This is a genomic window from Pseudomonas sp. B33.4, from assembly GCF_034555375.1.
Taxonomy (GTDB): Bacteria; Pseudomonadota; Gammaproteobacteria; order Pseudomonadales; family Pseudomonadaceae; genus Aquipseudomonas.
Map to the genome: position 1 here is coordinate 3,413,550 of NZ_CP140706.1, position 12,638 is coordinate 3,426,187.

Annotated in this window: 12 protein-coding genes; 11 read left to right on the forward strand and 1 reads right to left on the reverse strand. The window is 60.4% G+C overall.

The window, feature by feature from the left end; translation table 11 throughout:
* The first annotated feature begins 15 nt into the window (after positions 1-15).
* A complete protein-coding gene (locus tag U6037_RS14915; RefSeq protein ID WP_322843502.1) occupies positions 16-534 on the forward strand; it encodes a GNAT family N-acetyltransferase in 519 nt (172 codons plus the stop codon).
* 2 nt (positions 535-536) lie between these two features.
* On the opposite strand, the gene U6037_RS14920 is transcribed toward U6037_RS14915, so the two are convergent.
* Positions 537-1,502 (reverse strand): LysR family transcriptional regulator, encoded by a 966-nt coding sequence (locus U6037_RS14920; protein ID WP_322843503.1) that lies wholly within the window; start codon positions 1,500-1,502, stop codon positions 537-539.
* Between the two features lie 296 nt (positions 1,503-1,798).
* Between U6037_RS14920 and argH the strand changes: the two genes are divergently transcribed.
* The 10 genes from argH to U6037_RS14970 all read left to right on the forward strand — a co-directional run bounded on the left by argH (position 1,799) and on the right by U6037_RS14970 (position 12,635).
* Positions 1,799-3,226, forward strand: a complete 1,428-nt coding sequence (gene argH, locus U6037_RS14925; protein WP_322843504.1) for an argininosuccinate lyase — start codon at positions 1,799-1,801, stop codon at positions 3,224-3,226.
* 82 nt (positions 3,227-3,308) lie between these two features.
* Positions 3,309-4,187, forward strand: a complete 879-nt coding sequence (locus U6037_RS14930; RefSeq protein ID WP_322843505.1) for an amino acid ABC transporter permease — start codon at positions 3,309-3,311, stop codon at positions 4,185-4,187.
* 10 nt (positions 4,188-4,197) lie between these two features.
* Positions 4,198-4,962 carry an amino acid ABC transporter ATP-binding protein gene (locus U6037_RS14935; protein WP_064587499.1) on the forward strand — a complete coding sequence of 255 codons (765 nt, stop codon included), beginning with the start codon at positions 4,198-4,200 and terminating at the stop codon, positions 4,960-4,962.
* A gap of 40 nt (positions 4,963-5,002) precedes the next feature.
* Positions 5,003-5,827, forward strand: coding sequence for an ABC transporter substrate-binding protein (locus tag U6037_RS14940; RefSeq protein ID WP_322843506.1), 825 nt, complete (start codon positions 5,003-5,005; stop codon positions 5,825-5,827).
* Positions 5,828-6,034: 207 nt separating this feature from the next.
* On the forward strand, positions 6,035-6,880 hold the full coding sequence (locus tag U6037_RS14945) for a polysaccharide deacetylase (RefSeq protein ID WP_322843507.1): 846 nt from the start codon (positions 6,035-6,037) through the stop codon (positions 6,878-6,880).
* Complete coding sequence (locus tag U6037_RS14950) at positions 6,873-7,775, forward strand: polysaccharide deacetylase (protein ID WP_322843508.1); 903 nt, start codon at positions 6,873-6,875, stop codon at positions 7,773-7,775. Before U6037_RS14945 ends, U6037_RS14950 begins: the two co-directional genes overlap by 8 nt.
* Positions 7,772-9,121 carry an MmgE/PrpD family protein gene (locus U6037_RS14955; protein WP_322843509.1) on the forward strand — a complete coding sequence of 450 codons (1,350 nt, stop codon included), beginning with the start codon at positions 7,772-7,774 and terminating at the stop codon, positions 9,119-9,121. The genes U6037_RS14950 and U6037_RS14955 overlap by 4 nt, the downstream gene beginning before the upstream one ends.
* Before the next feature lie 239 nt (positions 9,122-9,360).
* Complete coding sequence (locus U6037_RS14960; protein ID WP_322843510.1) at positions 9,361-10,527, forward strand: MFS transporter; 1,167 nt, start codon at positions 9,361-9,363, stop codon at positions 10,525-10,527.
* Between the two features lie 169 nt (positions 10,528-10,696).
* Positions 10,697-11,386, forward strand: a complete 690-nt coding sequence (locus tag U6037_RS14965; protein ID WP_322843511.1) for an HPP family protein — start codon at positions 10,697-10,699, stop codon at positions 11,384-11,386.
* A 142-nt stretch (positions 11,387-11,528) separates the two neighbouring features.
* A complete protein-coding gene (locus tag U6037_RS14970; protein WP_322843512.1) occupies positions 11,529-12,635 on the forward strand; it encodes an enoyl-CoA hydratase/isomerase family protein in 1,107 nt (368 codons plus the stop codon).
* Positions 12,636-12,638 lie beyond the last annotated feature (3 nt).

Below are 12,638 nucleotides of genomic sequence, written 5' to 3' on the forward strand. Positions count from 1 at the left end.
ACCAAAAGATTGCACATGAACATGACCATCCGTCTTGCACTGCCGGCTGATGCGACCGCCCTCCCCGCCATCGAACGCTCGGCCGCCGAGCTGTTTCGTCTTAATCCGCCACTGGCCTGGCTGGCCGACGCCGAAGTGGCCGACGCCGCGTTTCATGTGCAGGCCATCCGGCAGGCCCGGGTGTGGGTCGCCGAAGCCTGCGAGGGGCAACTTGCCGGGTTCTTGCGCGCGGTGCCCGTCGATAACCAACTGCATATAGAGGAACTGTCCGTCAGCCAACACTTTCAGGGTCAGGGTATCGGCCGCAAGTTACTCTCGGCGGCAATCGCGCAGGCCGGCGAGCAACAACTTTGTGCGGTCACGCTGACCACCTTCCGCGACCTGCCGTGGAATGCGCCGTTCTATCAACGAATGGGTTTTACGCTATTGAACGCGGATGAAACGGCCGCGCATTTAATCGACGCCTTGCACCACGACAGCGCCCACGGTTTGCCCGCTGAACGGCGTTGCGCCATGCGCCTGATGTTGCGCTGAGCTCAGGCCGGCGACTTCAGATCTACACCCAGTGCCTGGGCAAACGCCTTGACCAACGGACTGCGTACGGTGTTGTGGCGCAGGATCAAATGGAACGGCGTGCTGATGCTGATGCGCTCCGGCAGTACCGCTCGCAACTGCCCCGCCGCGACCATTGTGGCGGCGTAGTGCTCGGGTAGAAAACCCACGAAACGCCCGGTCTTGATCAGCAGGGCTACGGCTTCGACCTGGGTCGCCGACGCGGAAAAACTGTCGTAGCGCGCGTAATTGAGCTTGTCGCGGTGGATCGCGTAGCGGTGGTTGATGCACTCGTAATCCTGCAACACGTTGCTGCCCATTTGCGCCTCGGGCATGTCGAACAACGGGTGGCCAACGGCGCAGTAAACCTGCGAACGTTCCTCATACAACGGGTAATAGTCGAACTCTTCTCGGCGTTGATACACCGGAACAATGCCGGCCACCAGACGCCCCTCTACTACGCCTCTTTCGACTTCATCGAGTTGCGAGGCCTGAAGTTGGAACCTGACCTTTGGCGATTGCTCATTCAGTTGTTTAAGCGCGGCAACTAACGGTGAATTCTCATCGGTAATTGTATTGTCGATAACGCCTACGCCGAGGTCGCCAATAAGTTCATTCTGTGCAGAACTAAGCCGATCACGAAAGTTGTCGACCGAGGTAAACAAGTCAATCGACGCCTGATACACCAGACGCCCTTCTTCGGTCAGGTGAAAACCCTCTCGACCCCGCGTACAGAGGCGCATGCCGATGCGAATTTCCAGATCGGAAATTTGTTTGCTGATAGCGGCAAGGCCCACGTTCAGCTCGTTCTGCGCGGCGCTGAAGCCTCCGGCCTCGACCACTGCCTTGAACACCTTGAGCAGTTTGAAGTCCAGTCCGCTGAGCGCCAACGGTGCGCGTTGAGCCGTTTTCGGCGGCGGGTTTCCGGAATTGGAAAGTGGGGTTTCCATAATGCTTATTTACCTCTGGCGCTCTGTTCAACAATCTGTGTCCAACAACAAAAACATCGCCGGCTAATAATAATGACCACAGAAAACAAGCCTTGGCAACCGCCAGAAAATCCCGAACATCAGTGCCAACTCACTGATCGCCAAACATTAAAAGCTGACACTTCGATCAGCTCTCGCGACATTGCAACTGCCCTCTTGAAAACTGCTTTGGCCTGAATCCGTCTGCTGTATTTGCAGCAACGATCACGGCCCGGCACACCGATTTCAGTTCGCGTTACCGACGAGGAAAACAACACATGTCTCAAACCACCGAACGCCTCTGGGGCGCCCGCTTCAAAAGCGGCCCTTCCGCCGCCCTTGCTGCCTTGTCCCGTTGCCCCGAGCGCTACTTCCGCCTGACGCCGTACGACCTCGCCGGCTCCAAGGCGCATGCCGGGGAATTGCAGCGTGCCGGTCTGCTCGACGAGCAGGAAACGCGCACCATGCTCGAAGCGCTGGACGGCATCGGTGTCGACTTCCGCGCCGGCCGTATTGCGCCGACACTGGACGACGAAGACGTGCACACCTTCATCGAACGCCTGCTCACCGAGCGTCTCGGCGCACTGGGCGGCAAGTTGCGCGCCGGGCGTTCGCGCAACGATCAGACGGCCAACGACTTGCGCCTGTTTCTGCGCGATCACGTGCGCACTCTCGCCGTCGAAGTCCTCGCTTTGCAGCAAGCGCTGGTCGATCAGGCCGAACAGCATGTCGAGAGCATTTGCCCGGGTTTCACCCACTTGCAGCAGGCGCAACCGATTGTGTTCGCCCACCACTTGTTGGCCCACGCGCAATCGATGCTGCGTGACGTGCAGCGCCTGGTCGACTGGGACGCGCGCACCTCGTTGTCGCCACTCGGTGCCGCGGCCATGGCCGGTTCAGCGATTGCCCGCCAGCCGCAGCAATCGGCCAAGGAAATGGGTTACGCCGGGGTCTGCGAGAACTCCATCGACGCCGTGGCCAGCCGCGATCACGTGGCGGAATTCCTGTTTATCGCCAGCATGCTCGGCATCAATATTTCGCGCCTCGCCGAAGAGTTTTGCCTGTGGTCGTCGCGCCAGTTCCGCTGGGTCGATCTGGACGATGCCTATGCCACCGGCAGTTCGATCATGCCGCAGAAGAAAAACCCGGATATCGCTGAACTGGCGCGGGGCAAGGCTGGACGGCTGATCGGCAACCTGACCGGTTTGCTGTCGACGCTGAAATCCCTGCCACTGTCGTACAACCGCGACCTCAGCGAAGACAAGCACGGCGTGCTCGACAGCGTCGACACCCTGCTGCTGGTGCTGCCAGCGATGGCCGGCATGGTCGCGACCATGACCGTCAACGTCGAAGAGCTGCGCCGCCAGGCGCCGCTGGGTTTCACCCTCGCCACTGAAGTCGCCGACTGGCTGGCGGTACGCGGCGTGCCATTCAAGGAAGCCCACGAAATCACCGGCGCGTTGGTGCAGGCCTGTGAAAAACACGGCATCGAATTGTGGGAAGCGTCGCCGGCGCTGTTGGCCGAAATCGATCCACGCCTGACCGCCGATGTGCGCGACAGCCTGACCCTGGAAGCGGCCATCGCGGCCCGCAGCGGTTGGGGCGGCACCGCGCCGCAACAGGTCCGCGAGCAGATCGGCCGCCTGAAAACCGCCCTCGCCGTGCAACAGCAATGGACGGAAAACTACCAGGGCTTCCGCCTCTAACGGCCGCCACACGCATAAACCTGCAGGCTCACTCCTACAAGTGGAATGTGTTGGATTGGAAAGAACAGTTCGGAGAAACACCATGAGCCAGACCCAGGCAGAACGACTCCAGGCGGAGCGCAAACTGGCAGAAAACCAGTTCGATATCACCCAGTACCAACACGTGCCGCGGCGTTACTACGGGCGGATCTTCTTCGCCACGGTGATTGTGATCGCGATCATCGGCCTGGTACGCGCCTTCGCCGAAGGCAAGATCGAATGGTCGTACATCGGCCAGTTCCTCACCTCCGAAGCGATCATGTGGGGCCTGTTCAACACCATCATCATGGCCGTGCTGGCGATGGCGCTGGGCATCGTGTTCGGGGTGATCACGGCGATCATGCGCATGTCGGCCAACCCTATCCTGCGCTACGTGGCCGTGACCTACACCTGGCTGTTTCGCGGCACGCCGCTGATTTTGCAGCTGCTGTTGTGGTTCAACCTGGCGCTGATTTTTCCCACCATCGGCATTCCCGGTCTGGTCGAGCTCGACACCGTCAGCCTGATGACACCGTTCGTGGCCGCCCTGCTCGGCTTGAGCATCAACCAGGGCGCCTACACCGCTGAAGTGGTGCGTGCCGGCCTGTTGTCGGTGGACACCGGTCAATACGAGGCGGCCAAGTCGATCGGCATGCCGCGCCTGCAAGCGCTGCGCCGGATCATCCTGCCGCAGGCCATGCGCATCATCATTCCGCCGGTCGGCAACGAGTTTATCGGCATGGTCAAAATGACCTCGCTGGCCAGCGTGATTCAGTACTCGGAACTGCTCTACAACGCGCAGAACATCTACTACGCCAACGCCCGCGTGATGGAGCTGCTGATCGTCGCAGGCATCTGGTATCTGGCCACCGTCACCGTGCTGTCCTTCGGTCAAAGCCGTCTGGAGCGTCGTTTCGCTCGCGGCGCCGGCAAGCGTTCTTGAGGAGTCGAACATGAGAAGCATCGTCAAGGCCGTCAGCCTGAACAAGTATTACGACCAGTACCACGCGCTCAAGGACATCAACATCGAAGTCGAGCAAGGCGAAGTGCTGTGCATCATCGGCCCGTCCGGCTCGGGCAAGAGCACCCTGCTGCGTTGCGTCAATCAGCTGGAAAAGATCGACAAGGGTGGCCTGTGGGTTGACGGCGAGCTGGTCGGTTACCGCGTTGTCGGCAACAAGCTGCACGAGCTCAACGAGTCGCAGATCGCCCGGCAACGTCTGGCCACCGGCATGGTGTTCCAGCGGTTCAACCTGTTCCCGCACATGACCGTGCTGCAAAACATCATCGAAGGCCCGTGCCAGGTACTCAAGCGTTCGCCGAAAGAAGCACACGAAGAAGCCCTGGAACTGTTGGCCCGCGTCGGCCTCGCCGACAAACGCGACAGCTACCCGATCGAACTGTCGGGCGGTCAGCAGCAACGCGTGGCGATTGCCCGGGCGTTGGCCATGCGCCCGAAATTGATGCTGTTCGATGAACCCACTTCGGCACTCGACCCGGAACTGGTCGGTGAGGTGCTGTCGGTGATGCGCGATCTGGCGCAGACCGGCATGACCATGATCGTCGTCACCCATGAACTGGGCTTCGCCCGCGAGGTTTCCAATCGCATGGTGTTCATGGACGGCGGGCAGATCGTGGAGGCTGGAAGCCCCGAAGAAATACTAATAAGTCCGCAAAACCCGCGCACCCAAAGCTTCATTTCTGCCGTTCGAACCTAAAGGGCCGACTTGGCCTTACAACACTCATAAGAGAACGACCATGAAGAATTTTGTTATCCCCGCTGTACTCGCTTCCGTCATGTCTTGCGGTTTCGCCGTGGCCGCCGATTTGCCGGCCAGCATCAAGGACAAAGGCGAGATCGTTGTCGCGATCATGCCCAACTACCCGCCGATGGATTTCAAGGATCCGGCCACCAACACCCTCACCGGTCTCGACTACGACCTGGGCAATGCCCTCGCCGAACGTCTGGGCGTGAAGATCAAATGGCAGGAAACCGGCTTCGAGCAAATGATCAACGCGCTGACCACTGACCGCGTCGACCTGGTGCTGTCGGGCATGACCGACACTGCTGAGCGTCAGGCCAGCGTGACCTTCGTCGACTACTTCACCAGCGGCCCGCAGTTCTACACCTTGCAGAAGAACGCGGCGACCAACGAGATCATCGACCTGTGCGGCAAGAAAGTCGGCACCAGCCGCCGCACCACATTCCCGGCGGAAATCGCCGCGTGGAGCAAGGCCAACTGCGAGGCCGCCGGCAAACCGGCAATCAACGTGATCGGCACCGAAGGCTCGGCCGACGCCCGCGCGCAACTGCGCCAGAGCCGCATTGACGCGGCGATGCAAGGCAGCGAGACCCTGTCGTACCTGAAGACTCAGGAAAAGGACATGTACAAGACTGTCGACCAGCCGATCTCCGTGCAGTTCACCGGTCTGGGCGTGAGCAAGAAAAAGCCTGAGCTGAGTGAGGCGGTGAAGGTCGCGTTACAGAGCATGGTCGATGACGGCAGCTATGGCGCGATCCTGAAAAAATGGGACCTGGAACTGGGCGCGATCAAGGACGTGACGGTCAACGCGGGCAAGTAAACCCTTAGATCCATCCCCCTCACCCCAACCCTCTCCCCCAAGGGGCGAGGGGGAAAGGGAGCTGATCTTCGTGGGTTCAGAGCCTGAGTTCGACTCGATCTTTCAGGTCGATGCAGGGCTGGAGAACAACCTCGATCGGCTCCCCCTCCCTCGGGGAGAGGGCTGGGGTGAGGGTTTCTATTGATTCAACACCGGAGAGCCACAACCATGTCTTCGTGCCAACCCACCTGGCCCGACCAACACAAAGCCTGCCTCGCCCTGGCTTTCGACCTCGATGGCCCGACCGGCGACGCCATGCTCAACGGCTCGATCTGGCGCAAACCCGAGTATTTCGGCTTCGGCGGCTACGGCCCTTATCGCGCTTTGCCACGCCTGCTCGATCTGCTCGAAGCCTTCAACATTCCCACGACGTTTTTCGTTCCGGCATGGGTCGTCGAGAACTGGCCGAAACAGTGCCAGGCCATCGTCGAACGCGGCCATGAAGTCGCGTACCACGGCTATAAACACGAATCCTTTTACGCTCTGACGCTGGACCAGCAGCAAGCCGTGATGGCCAAGTCCAGGGACGTGTTCTGGCAACACCTGCACATTCGCGCCGAAGGCTTCCGCACCCCGTCCGGTGACTGGCGCGCGGAAACCCCGGCGATGCTGGCAGACAACGGCGTCATCTATTCGAGCAGCATGCGCGGCGACGATCGACCGTATCTGGTCAACGTTCCCGGGCACAGCACACCACTGGTGGAAATCCCCGGCCGTTGGGAAATGGACGACTACGCCTCCCTCGCCTACACCCGCGCGCCGAATTTTCCGTCCGGCCTCGACCGCACCGCCAGTTATGAATTGACCCTCGACAACTGGCAGCGCGAATACGACGGCGCGATGGATGAAGGCCTGTGCCTGACCACCCTGTTTCACCCGAAAATCACCGGCAAACCCGGGCGCATCCTGTTGCTGGAAAAACTCTTTGAACACATGCGTCAGCGTGATGACGTGTGGTTCGCCACGTGCCGCGATGTCGCCCGTTGGTGGCTGAAGGAGCATTACCATGGCTGATTCCGAGGTTTTGCCACCCAGCCGCTGGCCCGACGGCAAACGCTGCGCCGTGGTGTTGACGGTCGACTACAACGATATTCACGGCATTCTCACCCAAGCGCCGGAAGTGGCGGGTCGCGACAAGACATTGTCGGTCTGGCGCTATGGCACGCAGCGTGGCGTGACGCGCCTGCTCGATCTGTTCGCGGAACTCGGCGTCACCAGCAGTTGGTTCGTCCCCGGCATCGTCGCCGAAGAAAATCCACAACACATCGCCGCGATACTCGCCGGTGGACATGAAATCGCCTGCGCCGGGTATCGGCATCAGGATTACGACGGGCACGATCTGGCTGCGCAGAGTGCTGAAGTCGCCAAGGGTTGCGCAGCGCTTGAGGCCCTGACCGGTCGGCGCCCGAGCGGGTTTCGCATCCCCGCGGGCAATGGCGCGCCGGGTTTTATTGCCGCGCTGAAAGATCACGGCATCGTCTGGTCGTCTTCGTGGCGTGGCGATGATTTGCCCTTCGCTCACCCGACGGCGGCCGAGGTCATCGAACTGCCGCTGCATTACGAACTGGAAGACGAACCGTACTTCGCCTTCAATCTCAGCCCCGCCGTGCCGCCCGCGCAATCGCGGATTGCTTCGTACCGCCACACCTTGGGCAACCTGCAAATGGACTTCGCCGGATTCCATCGCTTTGGCCTGTGCTACGTGCTGCGCCTGCACCCGGAAATCATCGCCACCCCGGGACGCATCGGCGTGCTGCGCGAGTTGCTGCAAGGCATTCAACAGCATGACGATGTGTGGATCGCCAGCGGTGCCGAGGTTGCGCAATGGTGGGCAGAAACCGCAGCGCCGGTCAGCGACGATCATCCGGCGGCGGTTTATGAGCAGCATTATCGGGATTATCTGTCATGACCGAACGCATGCTGCGGCTCGCGCGATTCTGTGTCGAGACTCGGTTTGAGGACTTGCCCGAAGCACTGGTCATCCAGGCCAAGCGGCACATTCTCGACACCTTCGGCGCAGCGCTGGCCGGCACTGACAGCAGCGTCGCTGTGCAAACGCGACAGGTGCTCGGCAGCGGCGTCGGATCAGCCTTGGTCTGGGGCACCACGTTGCGCATCAATCCCGGTCATGCGGCGATGCTCAACGGAATCGCCGCGCACGCGCTGGAACTGGATGACACCGGCGGATGCGACCATTCCGGTGCGGTGGTGTTGCCGGCAGTGATGGCCGCAGTGTCGATGGTCGACCGAGCCATCAGCGGGCGCGAATTTATCGCTGCTGTGGTCATCGGTTACGAAATCGGTCGTCGCGTGTTGGAAGCCTGCGGCAGTTATTCGGCGCACAACGGCGCCGGTTGGCACTCGACCGCGACGTGCGGAGTGTTCGGTGCGGCCGCGGCCTGTGCAAGGATATTCGCCCTCCACGCGGCGCAAACCGTGTCGGCACTGGGCATCGCCGGCAGTTTCAGCGGCGGCGTCTGGGCGTTTATCCACGACGGTTCGTTGAGTAAAAAACTCCACAGTGGGCGCGCCGCCGAAGGGGGCTTGCTCGCGGCAAGTTTTGCCCGCGAAGGCGTCACCGGGCCGTCGATGCTGTTCGAGGATGTCTGGGGCGGTTTTCTCAAGACCCTCGCACCCAACAGCGCGCAACCGCAAATGCTCGACGCCGATCTTGGCAAGGTGTGGAAATTGGCGCGCTGCTCGATCAAACCCTATGCGGCGTGTCGTGGTACGCATTCGGCGATTGACGCGCTGGGGTCGTTGCTCGATCAACTTGAGGTCAGTGCCGATCAGGTTGAAAGCGTCGACGTCAGGTTGTGCGGCTTCCTGCAGGACATGTGCGGTGGTCGTGAGGTTGGCAGTCTGGCGGCGGCGCAGATGAGCTTGCCGTATGCCCTCGCGGCGAGGCTGGTGCATGGGCACTGTCGGCTTGAGGCGTACGACGATCAGCAACGCGAGGATCCGCGCATCGCCCCTTGGTTGGCGCGCATTCACCTTGAAGTGGATGAGCAACTGTCCGAGGATGGCGAGCCTTGGGTCAGCGTACTGACGCTGGATGGGCGCACTGCGAGTTTGTGCGTTGAAGTACCGTTGGGCGCGCCGGGCAATCCGTTGAGTGACGGGGTGCTGGAGGAGAAGTTTTTCAGCCTGGCGTTGCGGGTGGTGTCACGGCAGCGGGCCGAGGGATTGCTGGAGGATTTGCAGGGTCTGGAAAGGCTGGAATCGGTGGGCGATCTGGATCGGTGGCTGGCTTGAAAAATGTATCGCCGGTACCGGCCCTATCGCTGGCAAGCCAGATCCCACAAGGTTCATTGTCTTGCACAAAGGCTGTGGTCACCGGGAAAATTTTGGGGTCTGGCAAGCCTGCTCCTAAAGGGGTCAGCCATGCACAAAAGTTACGGTCACTGCAAAACCTGTGGGAGCTCGCCAGCGATAAGGCGACTCGGTGTCTGGCCGAACCCAAAAACAACTGAAATAAGGACATTCGATTTCCCGTGGCCACTTACTCGCTCGTCATCCGCCGTCTGATGATCGTCTCGCTGACCATCGTTGTCAGCCGCGCCATCACCAGCCCGCTGCTGACGCTGTTTCTGAGCACCAAACTGGGCCTCAACCAACAGGACGTCGGGCTGCTGCTGGGCATTGCGGTGTTCATCGCCACCCTGCTCGCGCTGTACGGCGGTTACATCATCGATCGCCTGGAAAAACGTCGGCTGCTGATTGTCGCGATGCTCTCCAGTGCGATCGGTTTCGTCCTGCTGACGTTTGCCAAAGATTTGTACCTGACCACAGCAACACTGGTAATCACCGAGACCGCGTCGGCGCTGTTCCTCATCGGCTCCAAGGCGATCCTCAGTGAAAAACTGCCGATGAGCCAACGGGCAAAGGCGTTTTCCTTGCGCTACACGCTGACCAACATCGGCTACGCCACCGGGCCGATGCTTGGCGTGGTGATCGCCGGGCATTATCCGATTGCGCCGTTTCTGATTGCGGCGGCGATCGCCTTCGGCAGCATCTTCCTGATGATTGGCATACCCAGAGACGCTGAGCCGGTCGCCGTGATCAGTCAGCCGCAAAACTTCCTGAAAACTCTGGTGACCCTGAAAAACGATCGCACCTTGATCATGTTCACTTGCGGCTGCCTGCTCAGCACCGTGGTGCACGGGCGATTCACCCTGTATCTGTCGCAATATCTGCTGGTGGTCAGTGATTCCAAGCGCGCCTTGCAAGTCATGGCCGCCCTGCTCGCCTGCAATGCGATCACGGTGATCCTCCTGCAATACCAGATTGGCCGCTTTCTCAGCCGCGAAAAACTGCGCTACTGGATTGCCGGCGGCACCAGCCTGTTCATCCTTGGATTGATCGGTTTCAGCCTCGCCGACAGCTTGCTCAGCTGGTGCATTGCCATGTTTATTTTCACCCTTGGCGAAATGATCATTTACCCGTCGGAGTTCCTCTTCGTCGATACCCTGGCCCCGGAAGAACTGCGCGGCAGCTACTACGGCGCGCAAAATCTGGCCGCGCTGGGCGGCGCGTTGAGCCCGGTTATCTGTGGCTTCCTGTTGATGCACACACCGGCACCGACGATGTTCTACGCCTTGAGCGCACTGACCGCGATGGGCGGCACCCTGTGCTTCCTCAGTGGACGCCGAGCGGTTTGAATGCAAAATTAATGCACTAAGTCTTCATTAATATGAATTTGTCAGCATCGAGTTTGCCCGGCACACTGTGCACGTTCCTCCCCCAATGTTGGAACGCTTCGAGGGCTTTCCGGATATGCCGGACAAGTCCTTTTTTTTGCCTCGATTTTGCTGCAAGGATCGGATTCACATGCTCGCTCGCTGGTTGCCCGCCGCCATCAACACCCGCCCGACTGAATGGAGCCGTGCCGCCATCGGCATGGCCTTGGGCACGTTATTCAGCGTGTGGCTGTGCGCGCAGGTGTTCGGCCATGAAGTCGCCTATCACCTGATCGGCCCGCTGGGCGCTTCGGCGGTGTTGCTGTTCGCCGTGTCCTCTGGTGCTCTCGCTCAGCCGTGGTCGATTCTCGGCGGCTATTTGTGTGCCGGCGTTGTCGCGTTGCTGGTCGCTCACGTGCTTGGCCGAACCCTTGGCAGCGCGTGTCTGGCAGCAGGTATGGCGCTGATTCTGATGTGCTGGCTGCGTTGCCTGCACCCACCGGCAGGCGCGTTGGCATTGACGTTGGTGCTGGCCGATCCCGCGACCATTGCCCTGGACTGGAAGGCCATGGAACCGGTGATGCTCGGCGCGGCGAGCATGCTGATCAGCGCCCTTGCCTACAACAATCTGACGCGCATCCGTTATCCGAAACGCCCGGCTGAACCGGCGCCGGTGTTGGCCCCGGTCGACAGTCAGGCCATCACCGCCGAAGACCTGAAACTGGCGCTGGCGGATATGGAAGCGTTTATCGATGTGACGCCAGAGGATCTCGAGCAGTTGATCCATGCCAGCGAACTGCACGCCAGGCGCCGCAGTATCGGTGAGGTTTTTTCGAAGTAATCTTCTGCATATCGTCTAAGGTAAAAACGCAGACAGCGCCTGCACATATCCCCGTTGTACAGGGCAAATTTGCACTGTTACGATCCGGTAACACTCGCGCACGAGTTTTTCGAATAAAGACAATAAAAGCAGGGAGTTACTGATGACTGCTCAGGCTTCATCCACGCGGACCCAGTCCATGGACGCCACGCAAAACGAAGTGCTGGCCGAGGTTCGCAACCATATCGGTCACCTGACCCTCAACCGCCCCGCCGGCCTCAACGCCATTACCCTCGACATGGTGCGTTTGCTGCAACAGCAACTCGACGCTTGGGCGACCGACGCCAATGTCCACGCCGTTGTCCTACGCGGTGCCGGTGAAAAAGCCTTCTGCGCCGGCGGCGATATTCGTTCCCTGTACGACAGCTTCAAAAGCGGCGACACGCTGCACGAAGATTTCTTTGTCGAGGAATATGCCCTCGACCTGACGATTCATCACTACCGCAAACCTGTGCTGGCCTTGATGGACGGTTTTGTCCTCGGTGGCGGCATGGGTCTGGTGCAAGGCGCCGATCTGCGCGTGGTCACCGAGAAGAGCCGGCTGGCGATGCCGGAAGTAGCCATCGGTTATTTCCCCGATGTTGGTGGCAGCTATTTCCTGCCGCGCATTCCCGGTGAGCTGGGGATTTATCTCGGGGTCAGTGGCGTGCAGATCCGCGCGGCCGATGCGTTGTATTGCGGGCTGGCCGACTGGTATCTGGACAGCAGCAAACTGGCGCTGCTCGATGAAAGACTCGATCAGATGGAATGGCAGGACACGCCGCTCAAGGCGCTGCAGAACCTGCTGGCTAAACACGCCGTGCAAACCCTGCCCGATGCGCCACTTGAGGTTTTGCGACCGGCCATCGACCACTTTTTTGCGCTGCCGGATGTGCCAAGCATGGTCGAGCAATTGCGCGCAGTGACCGTCGCTGACAGCCACGAATGGGCGACCACCACGGCCGACCTGCTGGAAACCCGCTCGCCGCTAGCCATGGCGGTGACCCTGGAAATGCTCCGTCGTGGTCGCCACTTGAGCCTGGAACATTGCTTCGCGCTCGAACTGCATCTGGATCGCCAGTGGTTCGAACGTGGCGACCTGATCGAAGGCGTGCGCGCGCTGCTGATCGATAAAGACAAGACACCGCGCTGGAACCCACCGACCCTGGCTGCGCTGGACGCGGAGCATGTCGCGAGTTTCTTTCACGAATTTGCCGAGAGCGGGAGCTGAGCC